Source organism: Achromobacter sp. HZ34, from assembly GCF_002209485.1.
Classification (GTDB): domain Bacteria; phylum Pseudomonadota; class Gammaproteobacteria; order Burkholderiales; family Burkholderiaceae_B; genus Bordetella_C.
Genome location: NZ_NJIX01000003.1, coordinates 921,874 through 945,625, shown reverse-complemented (window position 1 = coordinate 945,625; position 23,752 = coordinate 921,874). Strand labels below are relative to the sequence as shown.

At 63.2% G+C, this 23,752-nt stretch carries 23 protein-coding genes; 8 read left to right on the top strand and 15 right to left on the bottom strand.

Features of this window, described 5'->3' with window-relative positions:
• Positions 1-53 precede the first annotated feature (53 nt).
• The 3 genes from CEY05_RS16335 to CEY05_RS16325 all read left to right on the top strand — a co-directional run bounded on the left by CEY05_RS16335 (position 54) and on the right by CEY05_RS16325 (position 3,135).
• Positions 54-1,238: an MFS transporter gene (locus tag CEY05_RS16335; protein ID WP_088599406.1), complete on the top strand. Its 1,185-nt coding sequence runs from the start codon at positions 54-56 to the stop codon at positions 1,236-1,238.
• 124 nt (positions 1,239-1,362) lie between these two features.
• Positions 1,363-1,881, top strand: a complete 519-nt coding sequence (gene ssb, locus CEY05_RS16330; protein ID WP_088599405.1) for a single-stranded DNA-binding protein — start codon at positions 1,363-1,365, stop codon at positions 1,879-1,881.
• A gap of 108 nt (positions 1,882-1,989) precedes the next feature.
• The gene (locus tag CEY05_RS16325; RefSeq protein ID WP_088599404.1) at positions 1,990-3,135 is read left to right on the top strand and encodes an alpha-hydroxy acid oxidase; all 1,146 of its coding nucleotides are present in this window, start codon (positions 1,990-1,992) and stop codon (positions 3,133-3,135) included.
• Between the two features lie 28 nt (positions 3,136-3,163).
• Here the strand turns inward: CEY05_RS16325 and CEY05_RS16320 are convergent, their stop codons facing one another.
• From CEY05_RS16320 to CEY05_RS16300, 6 genes are all read right to left on the bottom strand, one after another.
• Positions 3,164-3,775: a LysE family translocator gene (locus tag CEY05_RS16320; protein ID WP_088599403.1), complete on the bottom strand. Its 612-nt coding sequence runs from the start codon at positions 3,773-3,775 to the stop codon at positions 3,164-3,166.
• A complete protein-coding gene (locus tag CEY05_RS31745) occupies positions 3,775-4,551 on the bottom strand; it encodes a hypothetical protein (RefSeq protein WP_233161543.1) in 777 nt (258 codons plus the stop codon). Before CEY05_RS31745 ends, CEY05_RS16320 begins: the two co-directional genes overlap by 1 nt.
• Positions 4,509-5,375 (bottom strand): cobalamin B12-binding domain-containing protein, encoded by an 867-nt coding sequence (locus CEY05_RS31740; protein ID WP_233161542.1) that lies wholly within the window; start codon positions 5,373-5,375, stop codon positions 4,509-4,511. The genes CEY05_RS31745 and CEY05_RS31740 overlap by 43 nt, the downstream gene beginning before the upstream one ends.
• Positions 5,376-5,538: 163 nt before the next feature.
• Positions 5,539-6,120 (bottom strand): hypothetical protein, encoded by a 582-nt coding sequence (locus tag CEY05_RS16310; RefSeq protein WP_088599402.1) that lies wholly within the window; start codon positions 6,118-6,120, stop codon positions 5,539-5,541.
• A gap of 17 nt (positions 6,121-6,137) precedes the next feature.
• Positions 6,138-6,689 (bottom strand): hypothetical protein, encoded by a 552-nt coding sequence (locus CEY05_RS16305; RefSeq protein WP_088599401.1) that lies wholly within the window; start codon positions 6,687-6,689, stop codon positions 6,138-6,140.
• Between the two features lie 169 nt (positions 6,690-6,858).
• Positions 6,859-7,800, bottom strand: a complete 942-nt coding sequence (locus CEY05_RS16300; protein WP_233161541.1) for a DNA-3-methyladenine glycosylase 2 — start codon at positions 7,798-7,800, stop codon at positions 6,859-6,861.
• A 93-nt stretch (positions 7,801-7,893) separates the two neighbouring features.
• On the opposite strand from CEY05_RS16300, the gene CEY05_RS16295 reads away from it, so the two are divergent.
• Positions 7,894-9,807, top strand: a complete 1,914-nt coding sequence (locus tag CEY05_RS16295; protein WP_198952791.1) for a radical SAM protein — start codon at positions 7,894-7,896, stop codon at positions 9,805-9,807.
• 130 nt (positions 9,808-9,937) lie between these two features.
• Here CEY05_RS16295 and CEY05_RS16290 read toward each other — a convergent pair whose 3' ends face one another.
• From CEY05_RS16290 to CEY05_RS16280, 3 genes are all read right to left on the bottom strand, one after another.
• Complete coding sequence (locus tag CEY05_RS16290; protein ID WP_088599400.1) at positions 9,938-11,350, bottom strand: FAD-binding oxidoreductase; 1,413 nt, start codon at positions 11,348-11,350, stop codon at positions 9,938-9,940.
• A gap of 268 nt (positions 11,351-11,618) precedes the next feature.
• Entirely contained in the window at positions 11,619-12,599 is a 981-nt protein-coding gene (locus CEY05_RS16285) for a hypothetical protein (RefSeq protein WP_198952790.1), read from the bottom strand.
• Positions 12,578-13,789: an ABC transporter substrate-binding protein gene (locus CEY05_RS16280; protein WP_088599398.1), complete on the bottom strand. Its 1,212-nt coding sequence runs from the start codon at positions 13,787-13,789 to the stop codon at positions 12,578-12,580. Before CEY05_RS16280 ends, CEY05_RS16285 begins: the two co-directional genes overlap by 22 nt.
• A 217-nt stretch (positions 13,790-14,006) precedes the next feature.
• Between CEY05_RS16280 and CEY05_RS16275 the strand changes: the two genes are divergently transcribed.
• Positions 14,007-14,387 (top strand): DUF427 domain-containing protein, encoded by a 381-nt coding sequence (locus CEY05_RS16275; RefSeq protein ID WP_088599397.1) that lies wholly within the window; start codon positions 14,007-14,009, stop codon positions 14,385-14,387.
• A gap of 41 nt (positions 14,388-14,428) precedes the next feature.
• Here CEY05_RS16275 and CEY05_RS16270 read toward each other — a convergent pair whose 3' ends face one another.
• Positions 14,429-15,685, bottom strand: a complete 1,257-nt coding sequence (locus tag CEY05_RS16270; RefSeq protein ID WP_088599396.1) for an MFS transporter — start codon at positions 15,683-15,685, stop codon at positions 14,429-14,431.
• A gap of 264 nt (positions 15,686-15,949) precedes the next feature.
• Between CEY05_RS16270 and CEY05_RS16265 the strand changes: the two genes are divergently transcribed.
• The gene (locus CEY05_RS16265; RefSeq protein WP_088599395.1) at positions 15,950-16,558 is read left to right on the top strand and encodes a hypothetical protein; all 609 of its coding nucleotides are present in this window, start codon (positions 15,950-15,952) and stop codon (positions 16,556-16,558) included.
• A gap of 4 nt (positions 16,559-16,562) precedes the next feature.
• Here the strand turns inward: CEY05_RS16265 and CEY05_RS16260 are convergent, their stop codons facing one another.
• The 4 genes from CEY05_RS16260 to CEY05_RS16245 are packed head-to-tail and all read right to left on the bottom strand — an operon-like array spanning position 16,563 to position 20,005.
• On the bottom strand, positions 16,563-17,138 hold the full coding sequence (locus CEY05_RS16260) for a YdcF family protein (RefSeq protein ID WP_088599394.1): 576 nt from the start codon (positions 17,136-17,138) through the stop codon (positions 16,563-16,565).
• 10 nt (positions 17,139-17,148) lie between these two features.
• A complete protein-coding gene (locus CEY05_RS16255; protein ID WP_088599393.1) occupies positions 17,149-18,000 on the bottom strand; it encodes a glutamate racemase in 852 nt (283 codons plus the stop codon).
• Positions 18,001-18,054: 54 nt separating this feature from the next.
• On the bottom strand, positions 18,055-18,978 hold the full coding sequence (locus CEY05_RS16250) for an amidohydrolase (RefSeq protein WP_088599392.1): 924 nt from the start codon (positions 18,976-18,978) through the stop codon (positions 18,055-18,057).
• A 40-nt stretch (positions 18,979-19,018) separates the two neighbouring features.
• Positions 19,019-20,005: a tripartite tricarboxylate transporter substrate binding protein gene (locus tag CEY05_RS16245; protein ID WP_088599391.1), complete on the bottom strand. Its 987-nt coding sequence runs from the start codon at positions 20,003-20,005 to the stop codon at positions 19,019-19,021.
• Positions 20,006-20,206: 201 nt separating this feature from the next.
• On the opposite strand from CEY05_RS16245, the gene CEY05_RS16240 reads away from it, so the two are divergent.
• Positions 20,207-21,100, top strand: coding sequence for a LysR family transcriptional regulator (locus CEY05_RS16240; protein ID WP_088599390.1), 894 nt, complete (start codon positions 20,207-20,209; stop codon positions 21,098-21,100).
• A gap of 8 nt (positions 21,101-21,108) precedes the next feature.
• Here CEY05_RS16240 and CEY05_RS16235 read toward each other — a convergent pair whose 3' ends face one another.
• Positions 21,109-21,999 carry a LysR family transcriptional regulator gene (locus tag CEY05_RS16235; RefSeq protein WP_088599389.1) on the bottom strand — a complete coding sequence of 297 codons (891 nt, stop codon included), beginning with the start codon at positions 21,997-21,999 and terminating at the stop codon, positions 21,109-21,111.
• Between the two features lie 168 nt (positions 22,000-22,167).
• On the opposite strand from CEY05_RS16235, the gene CEY05_RS16230 reads away from it, so the two are divergent.
• Positions 22,168-23,739 carry an MFS transporter gene (locus CEY05_RS16230; protein WP_088599388.1) on the top strand — a complete coding sequence of 524 codons (1,572 nt, stop codon included), beginning with the start codon at positions 22,168-22,170 and terminating at the stop codon, positions 23,737-23,739.
• Positions 23,740-23,752: the final 13 nt, after the last annotated feature.

The following is a 23,752-nucleotide window of genomic DNA, read 5'->3' as shown; positions in this document are numbered from 1 at the left end:
GGGCCGCTTTCCTGGCTTCCGCTTCCTTCCGCGGCCGCAATTCCTGATAACGCATGCCGGCTCACCCCAAATTACAGCTCACATCCTCTGAACGCCGGGCCAGCGTAGCGCTGGCGGGACTGTTCGCCTGTCGGATGCTGGGCCTGTTCCTGTTGCTGCCCGTCTTCACCGTGGCCGCGCGCGGGCTGCCCGGCGGCGACAACCCGGCCCGGGTCGGGCTGGCCATGGGCATGTATGGCCTGACCCAGGCGATCCTGCAGATTCCCTTCGGGCTGGCGTCCGATCGCTGGGGACGGCGGCCGGTGGTGCTGCTGGGGCTGATCCTGTTCGTGATCGGCAGCGTGGTCTGTGCCCTGTCGCCGGATGTGTTCTGGATCACCGTCGGGCGGGCCATCCAGGGCGCGGGGGCGATTTCCGCTGCCATCACGGCCTGGCTGGCGGACGCCACCCGGGACGAAGTGCGCACCCGCGCCATGGCGATGGTGGGCGGCTCGATCGGCTTGTCTTTTGCGGTTTCCCTGGTGGTGGCGCCCTTGCTGGTGGGTTGGTGGGGCCTGTCGGGCCTGTTCTGGACCATTGCCTGCCTGGGTTTGGCCAGTCTGGCCGTGGCACGCTTCGTCGTGCCGCTGGCGCCGCGCAGCGACGATCGCGCCATGACCGGGCGGCGTCCGGCTGCCGTTTTCCTGCATCCGGACCTGTTGCGCCTGAATTTCGGGGTGTTTTGCCTGCATTTGACCCAGGTATCGCTGTTCGTGGTGGTGCCGGCCTTGCTGGCGCGCCTGGGCGGCCTGGATGCGCATGACCTGTGGAAGGTGTACCTGCCGGTCATTCTGATTTCCTTCGTGCTGATGGTGCCGGCCGTGTTCGTGGCGGAAAAGCGCCGCGCCCATCGGGGTGCCTTGCGGGCGGCGGTGGCGTTTCTCATCGTGGTGCTGACGGCCATGCCCTGGGCCAGCCACAACTTCTACACGCTGATGGCCTTGCTGACGGGCTTTTTCGTCGCCTTCAACATCCTGGAGGCCTTGCAGCCGTCGCTGGTTTCGCGGGTCGCCCCGCGGGAGTACAAGGGCCTGGCCCTTGGGTTCTACAACACCTCGCAGGCTGCGGGGCTGTTCTGTGGCGGCGCCCTGGGCGGCGTCCTGGCCGTCCATGTGGGCGCCTCCGGCGTCTTCGTGGCGGTCGCCTGCCTGGCCGTGGTGTGGCTGGTGCTGGGCTGGAAGATGAAGCCGCTGGCTTGAGCGGCGCTTTGTAACCGTTCTGGTCCGTCCTGGCATCCAGAGCGGGATTCATCCGTCCCTGTCGGTAACTTGGTTGCCGGAGCGTTATCGCCGATAATATCGCCCTACGCAAAGAGGAACAGCAATGGCATCGGTCAATAAAGTAATCATCGTCGGCAACCTGGGGCGCGATCCCGAGGTGCGCTACAGCCCTGACGGCGCGGCCATCTGCAACGTTTCCATTGCGACCACCTCGCAATGGAAAGACAAGAACAGTGGCGAAAAGCGCGAAGAAACCGAGTGGCACCGGGTCGTCTTCTACAACCGCTTGGCCGAGATCGCCGGCGAGTACCTGAAGAAGGGCCGTTCGGTCTATGTCGAAGGTCGCCTGAAGACACGCAAGTGGCAAGACAAGGACACCAACCAGGACCGCTACAGCACGGAAATCGTGGCTGACCAGATGCAGATGCTGGGCGGCCGTGAAGGCGGTGGCGGTGGTGGTGACTACCAGGGCAGCAGCGGCGGCTACGACGACGCGCCGCAGGCCCCGCGCCAGCAGCGTCCGGCCCCGCAACGCCAGGCCCCCCAACAACGCCCGTCTGCGCCCTCGCAGTCGAGCGGCGGCGCCAACCTGGCGGATATGGACGACGATATTCCGTTCTAGATTGGAAAAGCTCACTTTTTGTGGGTGCAGGCCCGCTTCCTCTCGAGGAAGCGGGCCTTATTTTTTTATCAGACTAAAACTTCGAAAACGTGATGGAGGAGACCCCACATGCATTTGCGCCAGTGCCAGAACTTCCACGACTTCCGCCTGATGGCGCGGCGGCGCCTGCCAGGTCCGATCTTCAATTACATCGACGGTGCCGCCGATGACGAAGTGACCTACCGGCGCAATACCGCGGCTTTCGAGGCGTGCGACCTGGTACCGGACGTATTGCGCGGCGTGGCGGACGTAGACCTGTCGGTGACGGTCATGGGCCAGAAGCTGGCGCTGCCGGTCTATTGCTCGCCCACGGCCCTTCAGCGCCTGTTCCATCACCAGGGAGAGCGGGCTGTCGCGGCCGCCGCTGGTAAATACGGCACCATGTTTGGCGTGTCTTCGCTGGGGACGGTGAGCCTGGAGGAAGCCCGCAGGATCAGCGCCGGCCCACAGGTCTACCAGTTCTACTTCCATAAGGATCGGGGCCTGAACCGGGACATGATGACGCGCGCCAAGCAGGCCGGCGTCCCGATAATGATGCTGACGGTGGACAGCATTACCGGCGGCAATCGGGAGCGCGACAAGCGCACGGGTTTCGCCATTCCCTTCAGGCTCAATCTCAGCGGCATTGCCCAGTTCGCGGCCAAGCCGGCGTGGGCGCTCAATTACTTCACGCATGAACGCATCGCCCTGCCGCAACTCGACAGCCACGTGGACATGGGCGGCGGTGCCATGTCCATCAGCCGCTATTTCACGGAGATGCTGGATCCGGCCATGTCTTGGGACGATGTCGCGGCGATGGTGCGGCACTGGGACGGCCAGTTCTGCCTGAAAGGCGTCATGTCGGTGGAGGACGCAAAACGGGCGGCGGACATCGGCTGCACAGGCATTGTGCTGTCCAACCATGGCGGGCGCCAGCTCGATGGCTCGCGTAGCGCTTTCGATCAACTGGCGGAGATCGTCGACGCTGTCGGCGACCGCCTGGACGTGATGATGGATGGCGGCGTGCAGCGTGGCACGCATGTACTCAAGGCGCTCGCGCTGGGCGCCAAGGCCGTGGGTTTGGGCCGCTACTATCTGTTCCCCCTGGCAGCCGCTGGCCAACCCGGCGTCGAAAGGGCACTGGAGCTGATGCGTGTCGAGATCGAGCGGGCAATGAAGCTGATGGGCTGCAAATCCATCACGGAACTCACGCGCCGGCATCTGCGGTTTCGCTGACGTCGAAATAGGTGGGTCGTGTCGCCCGCTAATCGCTGACGATCGCGATCACGCCTAGCGCCACGAACAGCATGCCGGCGACAAACTGGCTGATCCGCAGCGCCTTGCCGCTGGGCGACACGCGGGCGCGTAGAGGATGGGCGAGGAGGATGCAGAACACGTCGGCGGTCGTGAACAGCAGATTCGCGCAAGCGCCGAGCAGGAATAGTTGCCAGCCGACCCCGAGCGACGCGTCCGGGTTGGTGAATTGCAGCAAGAAGGAAAAATAGAACAGCGCTGACTTCGGATTCGACGCTTCGATGAGCGCACTCGACGACACAACGTTGCTGGGCACGCCGATCGCCGCGTCCTGCCCGACGGGCGCACGGATGCGCTGGACGCCGAGCCAGACAAGATAGGCACCGCTAAGCACTTTCAGCGAGTGATATAGCATCGGCGCTGTCTTCAGCACCGCAACCGCACCGAGCGCGACGATACAGATCTGGAAAAAGGCGCCGAGGTGGATGCCGAGCGCCGACAGAAAACCGGCCCGCCGTCCGTGCTGCAGCGTCAACGAAACGGTCTGTAGCAGCGCGGGCCCTGGAATGAAGCCGAAGCCAAGGCAGGTCAGCCCGAAGAACAGTGCTTGTTCCAGCGACATCACAGATCGTCTCCGATCACGATGCCGAGCCGGCCACATTCGCTGCGCACTTGATCGCGCGCGCTGGCGAGACGTTCCTTCGACAGTTCGGGCATGAATACACCGATATAGTCGTCGATTGCGGCCTCGCGATCGAAGATATCGACGTTCCGGTACCGATCGGCCACACTCTGTCGCAGCGCGCGGCTGCCTATCCTAAGACCCAACCGAGCCGACATCGTTTGAGCCTCGTCCGGATCGGTCAGGTAGCAAAAATCTTTCGAGCCTGGTTCCGGCGACAGCAATTCGATGTCGGCGCTGATGATTACGTCCCGCCCAGCCTTGAGAAATGCGACGTAGCTCTCGATGTTTTCCTCAAGCAACGCCTCGTTCATTCCTATATGTCCCAGCACGAATCCCGCCTTGATTGCCACGCCATGCGTGCGAGCGTTGTGTAGTGCTCGCGAATTCGCGTTGGCCATCCGATGCGCAGCCGCCACTGGATCCTTGTTCCGCAGTGGTTTGTTGAGCGCCTGCAGGGAACGCGCCGCGCCGGCGTCGACGCCCACGAAAAGAATGCCAAAGCCGATTTCGCGCATGGCTTTCAAAACTTGCTCCTTCTCCATGCCGTCCGCGCGTGCGTAGCCCACCAGGACCGGGCGCTCGTGCACCGGCAACGCCCGCCACCAGGGCGGCGGCGATCCCGCCATATCGAGCATCAATCGCGCGAACGTGAGCGGCAGCTCGTCAGCCGTCACGTACAGGTAGTCGTAGCCCGCTTCCCATGCGCTGCGCACGGCGGACCACGCGTGATCGGCTGGAAGTTCGTTTTTCCACATCCTGCCGTACTGAATGGAGCAGAATGAACAGGCATCGTCGCCGCTGAATTTATGCAGCCGCGTCCGATTTCGACAGGCACACCCTTGTGCACCTGCCGTCCGGTCAGCGCGAGAATTCGCCGGCCCAGGCGCCGAGTGAAATTACTGGTGTAGACCGTCGTGTGCGGCAATGTGCGGTCGATCAAGTCGTAGTCGATGATGCGGTTCACAGGCTCACGAATCGCCGGATCGGCAACGATCCGCCCGGCTTCCAGGCGAATCGAACCGGGATAGACGCCAGTGGTTCGTGATCGTTGCCGATCTCTCAGGAAATCGACCAGGCCGCAATAGACTTCGTTGCCGACGAATCCGCAGTCGATCAGCTCACCGTGGCGATCGAGAATTTCGCGGTTCAATGCCGTGAAATGATCGTTACCCACCACGATCGCTATGTGCGAATCGAGGGATCTGACTGCGCGGGCGATCCGAATCGAAGCTTCGTAATTGGCCGTGATCGCACTTAGACAAACGGCTAGCGTGCGATCGGCTCGCTCACGGATAGCTGCGAGGATGCTGTCAAGCGGATGAATCACGCCGTCGACGTAAACGCTTTCGAAATCCGGCAGCGCATCGACATAAGAAGCCAATGACAGGATGCCGAGATGCGGGAAGCTGGCCCAGTCCGTATGCTGAATGCCTTTCGATACGACGATGTCGTTCGCGTCGACCACGTCATCAGCATCCAGATCGTTGCTGTTCGGCGGGTTGATGAAAAATACGACGACTCTAGCGGTGGATTGCACTTTGCAGCCCTCATCCAATGGAACGTCTTGGTACTCAAGATACGTTCGCGAGTTCCATTGGAATGGGATCTGCAGGACCTTTATGTGCGAGGCTCCACATCCTCAGATGGGAGCGCAGCGGCTAAGCGTGCCGGAGGGACGGGTCAGCGAGCCGCCGCGCGCTTCAGTGTCGCAGTTCCGGGGCCGCGAGCAACGCTTTTTGCATCTTTATCAGAGCATCCTCCGATGCACGTTCACCAGTAAGCGTGAGATGCCCCAGAAATTCGTCCGAGGTGGCCTTGCCTTCTCCCGTTACGCGGATCTGGGCGACCTGCCTGCCGGTCGTATCCATGATCGTGCAAGTCAGGGACATGGACATATTGCTCGGCGGCCACCACAGCATGCTGGAACCGGAAGACTCGGTGGATATCGACGTCTGAATCACATAGGCGTTATTTTCCGCAGGGGACGGAGTTGGCGTGCGGGCCTTGCTCACCTTCGTGAATACGTTGGTGAGCATCTTGTAGAAGCCGGCTTCGATGTCCTTGTACGGTTGGTATCGGACACGGTCGCCCCCAGACGCTGAGGTAGTGACCTGCTTATCCAGATCTTCCGATGACATGTAGTAGGCCACATTCGCATCGATGCGTTCAGCTGACGGGTCGCGCTGGATCTTGGCCAGGTCCGGTCGCACCGTATAAGGATGCGCGCAGCCGGCCAACACGGCCATGGCGAAGACAACGCCCGCCCATTTGATGAATCTCATGATGGTTCCCGAGACGTTTATTTGAGAGCGTTGATGAAGGCGGGGTCGCTGAACAGCGAGTCGAGCAGTTTTTGCACCAGCGCCGGATAGGCCTGGATGGCGGCGGGAATGGCGACCGAGCCTACGAAGGAGGATTTCCAGGTCGTCTGCGCCGATTTCACCTGGTCATAGCTCACGGTTCCGGCCTTGGTGACGACAAAGCGGGCTTCTATTTCTCCCTCGCCTTTCGAAAAACCGGTCGCATCCAGATCGTTTTTCTGCAACGTACCAGTCACTTCGGTCGTCGAGGTGTTCGAAACCTTTTCGGCGAGCGAAAGCTCCTGTTTCAGGGCATCCGCCAGATAGGCTGAATAGGAGTCATTGATCGGGGAGTGCATCTTGCTGCCGCGCAGAGAGATGGTGTCACTGCTGTTTCTCGGCTTTGGCGCCGTCGTAAATTCGCCAACTTTTACTGGACCAGCGTCTTGCAGTTTGGCGACGTTGTCGACCTGGGGAGAATAGGGGGGCGCCGTGAACGAACAACCACTTAGAAAAGCCGTCAGAAACAGTGCACCAAGCAAGGACCTCATCATTATCTCCGCGTTTAATAAAATTACTAAAGTCACATATTGTAATGTAACGCGAAAAAAATACAGGCCATTTTGGCCCTGGATGCCTCCGGTGCCTTGCGGCAGGTTGTGTTTGTGAAAAAAAGACCAGCGCCGGGATCTTTTCTTGCCGGCGGCCGGTTAAGGTCGGTCAGTATCCAGTCTTCGCGCTCAAGCTGGCCCACAGATGCGCGGCGGCCATGGTGCGGTGGGGGCTGTAGCGCTGCAGAAGCGCTTCCGCCGCGGCCATGTCGGGGCGGACTTCCAGCCCCCAGAGCTTGCCGATGGCCGAGCGTACTGCCACATCACCATGCAGCGAGCAGTCCGGCTGGCCGAAGCCTCGTAGTAGCGCGTAGTTCACCGTCCATGGGCCTATGCCCTTGACGGCAAGGAGTGCCGCGCAGATCGATTCAATCGGGTTGGTGGCGCTTTCGACGATATCCAGTTCGCCGCTTGCCACCAGCGTCGATAGTCTCAACACCGTTTCGGCTTTGGATCGCGAGTATTGGCGCGACAGCAATTCCTCGATGGGAATCCGCGCCGCGTCCGCGGGCGAGGGGTAGCACCACAGGCCGCTGCTGTGCCTGCGGCCAGCCAACTGGATGAAGGTACGCCGCAATGTGACCGCGAAGGCCACGTTGATCTGCTGCCCCATCACCGCCCAGGTCAACGCTTCGAATACTGATGCGGACTGGACGATGCGCAGGGTCTTCTGCCTTTTGGTCAGGGGCCCGAAGACGGGATCGGCAGTGACGAATGCCGCGAAACTCCTAGGATCCAGACGCAAGCCAAGCAAGCCACGTACGATATCGGTGGCCTGCGTTTGCATGCCATCGGTCAACTTGCCATCGACCGCTACCGTATAGACGGCGCTCTTCTTCGACGATTCAATTTCAATATCAAGAACCGCCGGTGCGTCCCCAAGGAGAACACCCTTGCGCAACCCAAGCTCCGTCACCACTTCAGAGATCTTCTCTTTATCTCTTCCATGAAAATGAATAGCGTCGGCAGGGCTATAACCGCGCGGCAAGGCGAGTTTGAAGGAAAAAGTGGACGACATCGGGTTGATCGAGGATTTCAATTCCTGAGTCATCGTACTTCCAATTCGCTGCCGAACCGGGCGGTAACCCGGTGCTGCCTATAATTGCACCTTATCCACGCCTCAGCGCCCGCTCTGCCGCGCCTCATGTCCGCCTTGCCTCTACGTGTGCTGTCCGTCATCCCGCCGATGACGCAGCTCAATACGCCTTATCCGTCCACCGCCTACCTGACAGGCTTCCTGCGTTCGCGCGGGGTGACGTCGTTCCAGGAAGATCTGGCGCTGGCGCTGGTGTTGCGCCTGCTGTCGGTCGATGGCCTGCGCGCAGTGGCCGCACAGATCGAAGCGCTGCCGGCGCAGAAGCACACGCCCGCCGTCCAGTCATTCGTGGCGCAGCAGGCCCGCTATCTATCGACGATAGGTCCGGTAATCGCATTCCTGCAAGGGCGTGATTCGACCCTGGCGCACCGTATCGTGGCCCGCAATTTCCTGCCTGAAGGGCCGCGCTTCAGCGTCCTGGACGTGTACCTGGACGACGACGGCGGCGATCCCCTGGGTTGGGCATTCGGTGCCCTGGGCCTGCACGATCGCGCCAAGCATCTGGCTACCCTCTATCTGAACGACCTGGCCGATGTACTGCGCGACGCCGTCGACTCGCGCTTCGAATTCGTCCGCTATGCCGAGTCCCTGGCCGGCAGCCAGCCGACGTTCGATCCCTTGGCCGACGCCCTGGCGGCGCCCACCAACCTGGTGGACGACACGCTGCGCGACTTGACCACGCAAGCGCTGGCTCGCCATACGCCGAACATGGTGCTGGTGTCGGTGCCGTTCCCCGGCAACGTGTACGCCGCCTTCCGCATCGCCCAGGCGATCAAGGCGCAAGACCCGAGCATCGTCACCGTACTGGGCGGCGGCTTCGTCAACACCGAACTGCGTGAACTCAAGGACCCGCGGGTTTTCGATTACTTCGACTACGTCACGCTGGACGCCGGCGAACGGCCCTTGCTGGCCTTGATGGAACACGTCGAGGGCAAGCGTTCGCGACAACGCCTGGTGCGGACCTTTGTGCGCGATGCAGAAAGCGGCGCGGTGCGTTACGTGAACATGGTGGAGCCCGACGTCGCGTTCGAGGAAGTGGGCACGCCCACCTGGGACGGCCTGCCGCTGGATCGTTACCTGTCCCTGCTCGACATGTTGAATCCGATGAACCGGTTCTGGAGCGACGGACGTTGGAACAAGCTGACCGTGGCGCACGGCTGCTATTGGAAGAAATGCAGCTTCTGCGATGTCAGCCTGGACTACATCGGGCGCTACGAAGGCGCGTCGGCCAAGGTGCTGGCGGACCGCATCGAAACGATCGTGCGCGAGACAGGGCAGACCGGCTTTCATTTCGTCGACGAGGCCGCTCCGCCAAAATCGCTCAAGGCCTTGGCGGCTGAATTGATCGAACGCGATGCCGGCATCTCATGGTGGGGCAATATCCGCTTCGAGAAAACCTTCAGCCCCGAACTGTGCGAGCTGTTGGCGGACAGCGGCTGCATCGCGGTATCGGGCGGTCTGGAAGTGGCGTCGGACCGCTTGCTTAAACTGATGAAGAAAGGCGTATCCGTCGATCAGGTCGCTCGCGTGACGCGTGCGTTCACGGACGCCGGCATCATGGTGCACGCGTACCTGATGTACGGCTTTCCCACGCAGACCGTGCAGGATACGGTCGATGCGTTGGAGTATGTGCGGCAGCTTTTCGAGAACGGCTGCATCCAGAGCGGCTTCTTCCACCGGTTCGCCTGCACGGTGCATTCACCGGTGGGCAAGAATCCGGAAGAATACGGTGTGACCTTGAAGCCGCTGCCACCGGTGACCTTCGCCAAGAACGACATCGGCTTCCATGACCCCACCGGCGTGGATCACGACGCGCTGGGGCTGGGGCTGAAGAAGGCCATCTACAACTTCATGCACGGCATCGGCGTGGAAGAAGACGTGCGCAGCTGGTTCCCCTTCAAAGTGCCGCGTACCACGGTCGCGCGCAACCGCATCGGCAAGGCGCTGAGCCAGCGCGACTGAGCCAACTCGCCTGGATTTCATGCCGGATCCGTGACGGTGCCGCGCACCCGCATCAGCCGGCGCTTGAGCCAACGCGGTTGCGGTTGCTGCCGCGGGTGCGCGGCATACGTGCGCGGCATACAACACGTCGCTAATCTCTATTACTCCCCGGCGCCGCCGCGAATGGCTGGATGTTCTGGTTATTCCGGAACAGGTTTTGAGGGTCGTAGCGGCCCTTGATATGGGCCAGCCTGTCGAAGTTGTCGCCATACGCGGCCTTGACCCGGTGGGCCTCTTCCTCCGTCATGAAGTTGACGTACACACTGCCCATGGCATGCGGCGCCGCGGCTTGGAAGAAATCGCGCGCCCACGCGATGCAGGCGGAATCATCCTTGGCGTCGTCCCAACGGCTGTGCACGTTCATTGCATACTGGGTCGAGCGTGCGGAATAAGCCATGGCATCGGCGGCAGGGCGCGCGGTCTGGCCGCCGATCTGGCCAAAGAATATCTCGCATTGCGGCGAGGGCAGGTGATGCACGGCATCGATGACTGCATCGATCAAGCCTTCGGATAACGTCGCCAGGTTGTGCGACTTCCAGTAATTGCGCGCGCCGGGCATCAGCAGGGCATCGAAGGCCTGTTGCCAGGCGCTGTAAGGCATGGCGCCGAGATGTTCGCCCAGCGGTGTGCCGAAGCCACGCAGCAGGGCATTGATGTCCGCCTGGTCGGTCGCCGCGCCAGTGTGGCATACGGCGAAAGCGACGATGGGCTGGCCGTGGACTTCCGGGGGCAGGAACGGCAAGGGCGGCGCCAACCGCAGCACCGCCCAGACCGTCAGGTCATCCGGCATCAGGGGTGTTGCTCCCTGGTATTTGCGTAAAGCGGCTTGCGCCTGATCGAGCGGAAATACGATCAGCCCGCCAAATACTTCGGTACCGACGCGATGCAACTGGAACTCGAACAAGGTGACCACGCCAAAATTGCCACCGCCTCCGCGCAAGGCCCAGAACAAGTCGGGGTGCGACGAAGCGCTGGCATGGACCAGCTTGCCATCGGCCGTGACGACATCTGCGGATATTAGATTGTCTATCGTCATGCCGTAGCGGCGGCTAAGCCAGCCGAAGCCGCCACCCAGCGTCAGGCCAGCCACGCCGGTCGTCGAGTTGATGCCAAGCGGCGTCGCCAGTCCGAAGGCCTGGGCCTCGTGGTCGAAATCAGCGAGTGTCGCGCCGGGTTCCACGTAGGCGCGCTGGGCATCGGGGTCTATCCTGACAGACTTCATCGTGGACATGTCGAGCACCAGTCCATCGGTGCAGATCGCGCTGCCGGCGATGTTATGTCCGCCGCCGCGAATGGCGATCGGCAGCTGGTGTTCGCGCGCGAAGGACAAGCTGCTTAGTACGTCGGCCACGCCGGCGCAGCGTACGATGACCGCGGGGTAGCGATCGATCATTGCATTCCAGATACGGCGTGCGTCGTCGTAACCCGGGTCGTTATCGGTCATGACCTGGCCGCGCAAAGTGGTCTTGAATGCCTCGATGGCGGCAACAGGAATGTCGGCCATGGTGTTCTCCCTAGCCGAGCCCGCGAGGTCCCGGCGTTCGTGCCTGTTGTTTTTTTCTTTGGCGTTGAGATCAGGATTCAGCTACGTGCGAGGGCTGCCCATAGCTGCGGCTTGCCAAGCGGCTCCCCCGCTTGGCCTCGGTCGTTATACGGCCAGCCCTTCAATCCGCGTAACGGTCATTTCCCTATCATCCGAATGGTGGTCACCATTGGTCCGAGCGGATGGGCTGGATTCTTCGGCCGCGACTCCTTTTTTAAGATGCAGGACATCAGACCCCGGCAGCCGCCTGTGCGCTCACCCAATCGGATATGCGTCTGGCTATTTCCGCGCTGTTCGAATCCATCATCGGAAAGTGCGAGTTGCCCGGTATGCCCATCTCTGCCAGACGCCACAGCGTGACGCGCGCGCGATCTTCAGTCAGGCGCGCCGCATAGTCCGCGCCTGCTCGGGTGAGGTCGCGCCACAGGGGCGTGGCATCCAGGTAGTCGCCGTAGACGAACAACACCGGCTTGTTCGCCATGCTGCCATTTGCCACTTCCGGTGAAAACCCCGACGGCTCGATGGCGACGATGCCGCGGACCAGTTCAGGCCGAGCCTGTGCCGCGCGGAACGCAACCTCGCCGCCATGGCTATGCATCATCACCAGGCAGGGGCCGACACGATCCAGCACGGCGCAGAAGCCGCGCAGGGCGGCATCATTGTTGCCCAGCCAGCGTGGCACCGCATGCCGCATCAGCATATCGAATGCCGCAACCGGGAAGCGTTGGCCCGCGAAAGCCTGTCGGTCCGCCCAACCATCCGCCGCACCGATGCGGAACAGCGTCCAGCTTTCTTCCGCATTGCGGATGATGGGCGCATCGGCCCAGATTTCCTCGAAGGGTGTCCAGCCCGCGCGTCCCCGCTCGACGTTGTCGACCACATACACAGCGTGGCCCATGCGCAGAAAGTCCTGCACCCAGCCGGGCCGTCCGTCCGGCGTCTGCTCCCACATGGCGCCAGTCATGCCGCCCCCGTGCAGCATGACGATGGGCAAGGGCTGGCTCAACCGCGCAGGAATGAAGTACTGCACGTAAGCCTGTTCGACGTGATACGTGCCGTTGGGATCGTAGTGAAACGACGCCGTCTGCGTGAACTTGATCGCCCGCGCTCCCTTGCCTTCGATATGCACCGTGCGGCCGCCAACGAAGAAGCTGCCGAAGTCGGCCAGCGCGATGGGTGCATTCGTGTTCATGGATGGATCAGTGGGCATTTGCTTTCCGAGAGCGGCCACGCCAGCTCGCTGCCAGGGATGGTGCGCACGACGTTGTAATAGTCCCAGGGCGCCTTGGACTGCGCCGGCGTCTTCACTTGCGCCAACATCATGTCACGCACCACCAGGCCATCGGCGCGGATGTGCGCATTGAGGCTGAAAGGGTCATCGATCGGCAGTTCCTTCATCTTGGCGGCGACGGCATCGCTATCGGCCGTACCGGCCGCCGCAACGGCCTTCAGATAATGCCGCACGGCGCTATACACCCCGGCCTGCAGGAAAGTCGGCGGATGGCCCACGCGCGCTTCGAATTTTTTCGAGAACGCACGCGTGCCCTCGTTCATGTCCCAATACGAAGGCACGGTCAGGTAGGTGGATTGGGCAACGTCCAGCCCAAGGCTGTGCACGTCGGTCAATAGCAACAGCATGGCAGCCAGCTTCTGGCTGCCGCGATTGATGCCGAACTCCGCCGCCTGCTTGATCGCCGCAATGGTGTCGCCACCGGCGTTGGCGATGGCGATGATCTGGGCTTTCGAGGCCTGCGCTTGCAGCAAAAATGACGCGAAATCCGATGCGTTCAGGGGATGGTAGACCGTACCCGCCACCTCGCCGCCAGCGGCTTTCACCACCGCCGTGGTGTCCGCCGCCAGTTGCTTGCCGAAGGCATAGTCCGACGCCAGGATGAACCAGCGTTTATTACCTTCACGCACGACCGCGTTGGCGGTACCGCGTGACAGCGCATAAGTCGTGTAGGTCCACTGGAAGCCATACGGCGAGCACTGTTCCTGCGTCAACGCCGTCGTGCCCGGGCTGGAAAACAGCACCAGCTTTTTCTTTTCTTTGGCGATGCCCTGCACCGCCAATGCCACCGCCGAGTTGGGTACGTCGACGATCACGCTGACCTTGTCGACGTCGAACCACCGCCGCGCCATGCTGCTGCCGATGTCCGGGCGATGCTGGTGATCACCGACGACGATTTCGATGGGCGGGCCCAGGACCTTGCCGCCCGCTTCCTCCACGGCCAAGCGCGCCGCTTCGACCGACCCCTTGCCGGTGGCGTCGGCGGTCACGCCGGCCATGTCGGTCAGCACACCGATCTTGACGCCGTCGGCGGCATGGGAAGGGAACGTGGTTGCGATCAAAGCCGCGCAGAATACAAGCGCGGCGCCAGCACGGTTGCCCAGACGCATGAGTATGTCTCCTCGTGAACGGAACGACGCACGTCGTCCGGCGTTATTGTTGTGAGGGGACTTGATTTTAGCGGCTAAAAAAGGCCGCGCCAGGCAGGGTGTCCGGCGTCAGCGCCCAGTGATTCAGGACTAAGCTATGAGCATGCCAGGGCCGCATCCTGGTGATGGTTCGTGGCTTCTCGCCGGCTCGGCGATGTGTTTTCTACAGGAAACTGAAATGACGCAATCCATGAAGATTCCCGGTCCTGATCATCCCATTGAAATTCGTCCCGCCAAGGCACATGTCGTCGTCAGGGCCGCCGGCCGTGTCGTCGCGGATACCGATGCGGCGCTGGTGCTGCAGGAGGCGTCCTACCCGCCGGTGTATTACATCCCGCGCAAGGATGCTGACATGAGCCAACTGGTGCATTCCACGCATGTGACGCATTGCCCTTACAAGGGCGAATGTTCCTACTACAGCATCGCCGGCGAAGACGAACGAGGCCGCAATGCGGTGTGGAGCTATGAAAGCCCCTATCCGGCGGTTGCCGCCATCGCGGGTCATCTGGCTTTCTATCCGGACCGGGTCGACGGCATCGAGACCGTGCCGGCGCCATGACGTAGTTTTTCAGGGTGGCAGAGCCGCGCCCGTGTCGACGGTCACGTGCGGGCCCGGCGCGCCGCCCAGCGATTCATTGCTGCGCAGCCGAGCAGGAGAAGGGCGGTGACCCAGAACACTTGGCGTAAGCCTGCATAGGTCGCGATCTGGCTGCCCAGCAAGGGGCCCAGGACCTGACCGGAAAACTGGGCCGACTGCAGATAGCCCAATGTCCTGCCTGACCGATGTTCATCGACGGCCTGCCGCACCAGCTTGGCGATGGCCGGTAGCAGGCCGGCGAGGGTCATGCCCATGATCCCGCGCAAGACAGCCAGTTGCCACCACTCCCTTACCCAGGCTTGCGGGATCATGACCAGGGCAGTGGCCGCCAGGCAGCCGATGATGACATTCCAACTGCCGATACGGTCGGCCAACGCCCCCAGGCGCGGTGCCGTCAACATGCTGCCCAGGGCGCTGGCGGCCATGACGAGGCCCGCGATGCGCGCCTGGCTATGCTCTGGAACACCCAGATCGCCGATATAGATGGTGATGATGGGCTCGATGGACATATTCGCCAGCAGGACCATCATCGCGCTGAGCAGCAGCACGGCAAGGACGCCGCCTTGCCCCGCAGATGCGCGCGGCCCATCGGTATCCGGACGCCGCTTGGCATCCATCTCGCGGTCGAAATCCTCCCGGATCAGGAATACCGTCGCTACTGCGGCTATGAGGATCATCGCGCCGCCGACGAAGAAAGTGCCACGTATGCCCACCAGGTCAGGCAGAAAACCGCCGATCAGGGGCCCGGCCAGATTGCCCGCCAGGGCGCCGGTGGAAAGCACGCCCAAGGCCCAACCCGCACGCTCGCTGGGCGCCTGCGTGCCTATCATGACGATGGACGCCGAGGCATAGCCGCCGATAAGTCCCGCCGCCAGACGGAGCAACACGAGCTGCGTGACATTCTCGGCCAGACCCAGCATGGACATGACGAGGGCCATGCCCAGCGCGGCACGCACCAGCATGGGCTTGCGGCCGTAGCGGTCCGCCAGTCTGCCCCATAGCGGCGCGGTGATCGCGGTGCCAAAGAAGGTGGCGCCGAAGGCGATGGCGGACCACTGCACGATCCGCGTGGGTTCCTTTCCCCCCAACTGCGCGACATAGAGCGGCAGGAAGGGCAACAACATGCTCAAACTGACCAGGGTCGTGAACGATCCGAAGATACAGACCGCCAGGTTGCGACGCCAATATTCGCGGTTGCGGTCGGCATAGCCTGGCTTTACAGCCAGGGGAGAAGCGAGCGGTGATGCGTGGGCTTGCATGGGAAACACCCTGGGCCGGCGCACAGGCGCGGCGGCGAACGATAGGACCTTCGCAGATTACGCATGCCACTACATCTGAAGAAGCGAAATGATTCGAGAGTGGCTATCTGAAATCAAGATAGGGCTCGTGGGTCGGCCGTCCTATCGGCGAAGGAATGTTTGCATGGATAATGCGGGCTTCGCGCTTGCACACGAAACCGATATCCGTCACTGCCGATGCCTTCACCTGCCAACCTCGCGAACCTTCTTGCCGCCGGCGTTCTGATGACGACCGCCATGGCGCCGGCGTTCGCCACACCTGTGGCAACGGCCGAGCCGGCATCCCCGCCCGCCGTGTCCGCTGCCTATGCCTCGCTTTATCCCAAAGGCCGCGTTCTGCGCGTGATCGACTACCAAGGCCCCGGCGGAACGGCGCGCCAGGTCGTGTTGGGCGGCGACTACGGTCCGCCGGTGCTCGACGATAAAGGCATGAACTACCTGCGTGTGTTCGGGCTTGAGGGCGCGGTGACGGAACCGGTGCAGGCGCAACGCTGGGAGATCAAGGAAGCCAGCGGTCCTTTGTGCGTGATCCAACCCTTGCAGGATCTGCTGAAGGTGGATGATCCCCTGAAGTCCGCCGATCCAGTCGTTCTGGTGCCGTACTGGGTGGATTGCGATGGCCTGGACCCGACCAACGTCAAGCTCATCATCTACTACCAGGATCGCAAGTACGCCTTGCGCGGCACCTTGCCCAACCAGGAAGGCGACGACATCACGCGTACCCCCAGCGCCAACTTCACGGAGCTGCCCGCCGCGCTACAGCAATACCTGTGGGACTACTGGGCGAAAGTCGAGAAGCAGGCCAGGCTGGAACACGGTGATCCGCCGAATTGAACGTCTAGCGCAGCCAGTACGCCGGCAAGGCGAACAGCTCTCTTGCTGTCGAATAGATATCGCGCATTTCGAAGTAGGAAGCATGCGCGGTGTAGACGGTCGGCACCCCTGCCCGATGCAAGGCATAGCGGCTGCGCGTCAGGTGAAAGAACTGCGTCACCACGACCACGCTGCGGAACCCTTGCTGCCTCATGATGGCGGCGCTGTTGATGGCCGTGGCCTGGGTGGTGTTGCCTTGCTCATCGAGCAGGATGGCGTTGCGCGGTATGGCGCGCGCACCGGCAAGATAATCGGCCATGACTTTCGCTTCGCTATAGCCTTCGCGACCCATACCGCCGCTGACGATGATGTGCTTGAACAGGCCCGCGTCGTACAGATCTGCGGCCTTGTCCAGGCGCGCGCGTAGACGTTCCGAGGGCTGGCCATCCAGCATGACCTTGGAGCCGAGCACCAGGCCCGCATCGCTGGGGCGCGCGTCATCACGCAGGCCGTCGAACACGATGGCGCCGATGCCGCCTATGGCCGTGAGAAAAATCGCCAATACCAGCAACGCAACGCTACGACGAACGCGGCGGCTCATTCGATGCCCTTCATGCGATCGCCTGGAATTGCACGACCCGGCCATAGAAGCGGCCGGCCACCGTGGACACATGCTCCGGATCTCCCGTGGTCAGATAGACGGTAGCCGCGGCACCAACCGATGAAAAACGCGGATGACGAGCAAGATAATGCTGCAGGCTTGCCGCGGTCACCTCGCCCTGTGTCAGCAGCGGGATCCGCGGCGGCAGGACTTCCCTGAACAGGTGTTCTATCAGTGGGTAGTGCGTGCAGGCCAGGATGCACACGTCCGGAGAATCACGTGGCGGCGCGAGCAACTCGCCGACATAGGCGCCGACGAAAGGCCGGATCTCGTCGTCGCTGGCACCGTCGTCGATCATCCCGGCCAGTTCGGGACACGCCTGCTGCGACACGCGGATGGCCGGCGCCCGCTTGGCGATCTCCGTGACGTAGGCGCCGCTGTTCACCGTATGGCGCGTCGCGCACACGGCGACATGCAGGGCCGGGTCGGCCAGGGTGAAGTCGATCGGCGTGGCGGCCGTGGCTTGCGCTTCCCACGGCATGCCCGTGATGGCTTCGATCATCGGCACGATGATGCCGATGACCCGGTGTTGCGGATACGCATGCGGCAGCCACGTCTGCTGCAACTGCCGCAGGCCGGTCGCCGCGGCCGTATTGCAGGCGATGATGACCAGGGAGCAGCCGAGACCGAACAGGCGCTCGATGCCCCGCAACGTCAGGTCGTAGATGTCGGCGGGGGAACGGTTCCCATAGGGGGCATTGCCGTGATCGCCCAGATAAATGAACGATTCAGTGGGAAGTGCTTGCTCCAGGGCGCGCATGACCGTCAGGCCGCCGCTGCCGGAGTCGAAAACGCCGATCACCGCGATTTCTCCGTAGACGTGGAGCCGCTATTATCGTTGCTTTCTTCCGCCCGATCAGCCGAACTGATAAAGCCGCGCCGGGTTGTCCACCAGGATGGCCTGCTTCTCCTGCTCGTTCACCCATCCACAGAAGGCTGCCAATTGCAGGCCATCGTCGATGGGATGCAAGGGCTCGCTGCGATCCACCAGCCGAGGCTTGCCGGGCCACCCGCCGGTGTGAGGCCAATCCGTGCCCCACAGCATGCGATCGAGGCGCGTCTCGATGAAGGCGCGGGCAATGTCGCCGGCGGCGCTGGGCGCGCGCCCGTCCTCCCAGGTCGTCAAACGATAAGGCGCGGATAGCTTCACGTAGATGTTGCCCCCCTCGATGGCCTGCAGTAGCGCGGCCAGCCCGGGCTGGCGCGGTCCCAGCAGCGCGCTGGCCAGGGCGAAATGGTCGATCACGACCGGTACAGGGCAATCAGCCAGCGTCCGCGCCATGGCGCTGATGACGGACAGGTTGCTGTAGATCTGCACATGCCAGCCTAGCTCCGCCACTTGCGCGGCCGTACGCATCAAGGCGTCGCGCGCCACCTTGGGATCCTGCTGACCGTACGATTGCAGGTTCACCCTTGCCCCGCGCACCCCTGCCGCATGCAAGGCACGCAGATCGCTGGCGCTGACGTCCGCCGCCAGCACCGCCACGCCGCGTGCCGCGTGCCCCGCGTCGTTGAGGGTACGCAATGCGTCCGTCATGCAGCGGTTGTCGGTGCCCTGCGGGCTGGCCTGCACGATCACCACGCGATCCACGCCGAGCGCAGCATGCAGCGCGAGCAGGTCGTCGGTAGAGGCTACGCCGGGCATGAACACGCGATCGGGTGCCAGGGGATAACGATCGAAGGGACCGAAGATATGCACATGGCAATCGCAGGCGCCGCGCGGGATGGATGCGCCTGGATCGCTGTGCTGGACATCGAGGATGGTACGGCTGCTGCTCATTCGGAGGTTCCTTGCTGCATGGGATGAAAGTACCGCAGGTCTACTGCGTGCCCTTGATGCCCGCCTTTTCGATGACGGCCACCCATTTCTCGCGATCCGTCTTGTAGTACTGCGTGAACTGGGCCGGCGTGTCGTCGGACAGCAGATAGCCCTGGGCCTCAAGTTTTTCCCGCACGTCCGGCAGGCGCAGCACGCGGCGGATTTCCGCGTTGATCTTGTCGACCACCGCGGGCGGCGTGGCCGCCGGTGCCAGCAGACCCAGCCACGTCGATACTTCGTAGTTTTTCAAGCCCGCTTCGGCGGTGGTCGGCAGTTGCGGCGCGAACGGCGCACGCTGGGCGCTGGTGACGGCCAGTGCGCGCAGGCGCTTGTCCTGGATATAGGGCAGGGCGGTAGGTGCGTTGGCGAACATGAAGGGCAGGCGGCCGGCCAGCATTTCCGTGATGCAGGCCTGTTCCCCCGCGAAGGGAATGCTGTGCAGCTCGATGCCTGCCGTCTGCGCGAACAGTACCGCGGCCATATACGGCGATGTGCCGATACCGCCCGAGCAGAAATCGATGTCTCCCGGGGCGGCCTTGGCCTGCGCAATCAGTTCAGGGACCGAATTGGCCTTCAACTTCGGGCCTGCCAGAAGGACTTGGGGTGCCGCGCCGATCAGGGCCACGCCGGTGAAGTCGCGTAGCGGATCGAAGCTGGTGACGTTCTGCAGGGTGGGCGCGACGGCGATGGTGGTCTGGCTGCCCAGCAGCAAGGTAGCGCCATCGGGCCGCGCACGCGCGACGTATTGCGCGGCGATCATGGACGCGGCGCCGTTCTTGTTCTCGATGATGACGCCGCGGCCATCGACCTGCATGTGCTGCGCGACGATGCGCGCGACGGTGTCGTTGGCGCCTCCCGGTGGGGCGCCGACGACGATGCGGATGGTGCCGGAGGGGGAATCTGCCTGCGCTTGGGCGGGACCGTTTGCACCGAGGACGGTCAGTGCGCTGCATAGCAGTAGCGTGTACAGCGTGGGGGCTGGTTTCATGGTCTCCTCGCCTGGACGATAGACGGTGTGTCGTCCTGTTATGTGCAAGCAGTGTCAGGCTTTGGGGTTGATATGGTCAAATATATAAATTGAGTCTTTTCATATATATCCGCATATGAGTTCTTGCGGCGGGGGGCGCGGCATACCGGGCGGCTGGCATTGGCCTTACCGCTTCCTTGGCCCATTCACTGGAGTCCGTGCATGAATCAGCGTGAGATGGCGCTTTTCGAAGCCGTGGCCCGCACCGGCTCCGTGACGCTGGCGGCCGCGGCGACGCGAATGTCCCAGCCGGCGGCCAGCGCCATGCTCAAGGCCCTGGAAGACAAGCTGGGCTTCGCCCTGTTCACCCGTGACAAGCGCCGGCTGGCGTTGACGGCCGAGGCGCGCTTGCTATTGCCTGAGATCGTCAACGCGCTGGCTGCCATGGACACCGCGGAACGGATGGCCGCAAGCATGCGTGGGGGCACGCACGCCCGCCTGGTGGTGGGTGCGGTGGCGGCCGTCGGCGCCAGCATCCTGCCGGGAGCGATGGCCTGGCTGCAGGAACAGGAGCCAGGCATCCGCGTGGCGGTGCGAACCGACATGACCCTGGGCGTGGTGGAGCTGGCGGCCGACCAGCGCATCGACATCGGCATCATCATCGGCGCGGCGGCCTTGCCCAACGTCGGCCAGCGCTCGCTGGCGCAGCTGGGTATCCGCGCGGTCATGCTGCCCGATCATCCTTATGCGTCCAGGCGTTCACTGACGCTGGCCGACTTCGAACACTGCCCGTATATCTCGCTAAGCCGCCATCTGCAGGTCGGCGCCCTGACCGCAAGACAGTTCGAGGCCGCGCGGCTGCCCTTCATGCCCACCATCGAAGTGAACCAATACTCGGCCGCCTGCGCGTTCGCCGAACGCGGCCTGGGCGTGGCCATCCTGGACAGCATGAGCGGCATCTACGCCCAGCGCCATGGTCTGTGCGTGCTGCCCATCGAAATCGAAGGCAGCCTGTCGCTGGACATCGTCTGGCCGCTGAATCGCGGCCTTGGCCGGGCCGCGCGCCAACTGGAAGCCGGCTTGCTGCGCGAACTCGAACATGCGCCGTCGCACTGACCTAGCGATCAGTCCGCGCGAAACAGACGTTGGGCCGCGAAGTCGATGAAGACCCGCAGCTTGGGCGATACATGCCGGCTCGACGCCCACAAGATGGAAAACTGTCCCTGCATGCCGGGGCAATGGTCCAGGACGCTGCGCAGCGTTCCGGCGGCAAGTTCGTCGCGCACCAGGAAGTCCGGCATATAGCCTATGCCCAGGCCCCCTGCCACCGCCCGATGCAGCGCCTCCATGTTGTTGCAAACGATGGCGGGGGCAGGATCGGGCGGAGCGCGGTCGTCGCAAGCCAGATCCCAGGGTTGCAGCTTGCCCGTAGTGGGAAAGCGGTAGCGCACGCAGGCATGGTTTGCCAAGTCGTCCACATCGCCGGGCACACCGGCCTGCTCCAGATACCGAGGCGCCGCGCAAAGTATCAGCCGGAACGGGCCCAGCCGGCGGGCAGCGAGTCTTGAATCGACCAAGGGGCCGCTGCGTATCACGGCATCGAAACCGCCTTCCACCACATCCACCAGACGGTCATTGAAATCCAGGTCCAGTTCGATATCTGGATACTGTCGCCGAAAGTCTGGCAGCACCGGCAACAGGAAACGATAGCCGATGGCAGGCAGGCTGATGCGCAGCCGCCCGCGTGGCGTGCTGGCGGCTTCGGACAGCACCGCCTGCGCCTCGCGCAGGTCTTCCAGAATGCGGCGGCAACTGGCATGGAAGCGCCGGCCTTCGTCGGTCAGGGTGATCTTGCGCGTACTGCGATGGAACAGGCGTACATCCAGGCCTTGTTCCAACTTTGTGATCGCCTTGCCAACAGCCGACGCGGAGATGCCCAGCCGTTCGCCCGCGGCGACGAAACTCAGGGTCTCTGCGACGCGTACGAAAGCGACGATACCGTTGAAATTATCCATGCGCGATTTTACGTGCAGCCACGCCGCGTGAACGGAAATGAATTCCGCAATGATCGGAGCCCAAGGCTGTTTTTGCGGTGCGGTGGCGGCGCTATCGTTCCTCGCCTTGGTGGCGCAGCCGTGCTTACGAATCCAGGGGCGGCGGCGCCGGGTCTTGCAGGAGTGATGATGAATACCGATCAGGAAAATGGCACGGTGCGCCGTGGAGCGATACTCGCTGCCGTCTGTCTCGCAGGCTTGGCGCTTCCCCTGAGTTTCTCTGGTGGCGCGATGGCTACGCCCGCCCTGGGACGCACCTTGGGAGGCAGCGCCGAGGCCATGAGCTGGGTCACCAATGCCTTCATGCTGTCCTTCGGCAGCCTGCTGATGCTGGCAGGTGCGCTGGCCGACAGGCTAGGCCGCAAGCGCATATTCGCCTGGGGGGTGGGCGGCTTTTCACTGTGTGCGGTCGCCATCAGCCTGGCGCCCTCGCTGCTTGCCATCGATTTGTTGCGCGCGATCCAGGGCGCCGCTGCCGCCGCCGCGCTGGCGGGCGGCACCGCAGCGCTGGCGCAGGAATTCGAAGGCCCGGCGGCGACGCGCGCCTTCGGCATGCTGGGCGCTACGTTCGGACTGGGCCTGGCCTTCGGCCCCGTGCTGGCGGGCTGGCTGGTCGGGCACCTGGGTTGGCGTGCCGTCTTCTTGACTGGTGCGGCCGCAGGCATTCCGGCGCTGTGCTTCGGCGTGCCTCGCATGCGCGAAACCCGCGATCCGCATGTGGGCCGGTTCGATCGGCTGGGGGCATTGCTGTTCACGGGAGCATTGACCGCCTTCACCTTCGGCCTCATCGAGGCGCCCGGCCTGGGCTGGGGCCATCCCCGGGTGATCGTCCTGCTGGTGGCCGCAGCCGTGCTGGCCCTTGCGTTCGTGCGCGCCGAAATCCGCACGGGAGGCGGCAGCGACAGCGGTGACCATAGCCACGTCCACAGGCCGATGCTGGACCTGAGCCTGTTCCGCTATCCCCGCTTCGTCGGCGTACAACTGCTGCCGGTGGCGACTTGCTATGGCTATATCGTATTGTTGGTGTTGCTGCCGCTACGCTTCATCGGCGTCGATGGCTATGACGAGATGCAAGCCGGCACGCTGATGCTGGCACTGTCGCTGCCTATGCTATGCGTACCTTTCCTGGCGGTACGGCTGACGCGACGCTATGACCCGGGCATTATCTGCGGCGCCGGCCTGGTCGTGGCAGCCGCCGGTTTGTGGGCGCTGCGCTGGGCTTTGCGTGATGGCGCCGGGTTGGCGGCCGTAATGCCGATGCTGGCGATAGGCGTGGGAGCGGGGTTACCTTGGGGTCTGATGGATGGCCTGTCGATCAGCGTAGTGCCCAAGGAGCGCGCCGGCATGGCCACCGGTATATTCAGCACCATGCGGGTGGCTGGGGAGGGCGTGGCGCTGGCCAGCGTAACGGCCATCCTGGCCGCGTTGCTGGCGGCACGCTTGCATGCGGACGTTCCTGGTATCGACATGGCGGCCGTCGCGCGCGCCGCAGTGCGGCTGGCTACCGGCGACCTGACGCAGGCCTTGCCTCTGTTGCCCGGTATCGCGCCGGCCTCATTGCGTACGCTATATGGAGAGGCCTTCGGACAACTGCTGGCCGGCCTCGCATGCATCACGCTGGCGTGCTCCGTGGGCGTATTGGCCTTCCTGGGACGGCGACCGGCGGCGCACATCGGCGCCGCCGCGGAATCGGCGCGATGATGTGCGCCTCAGC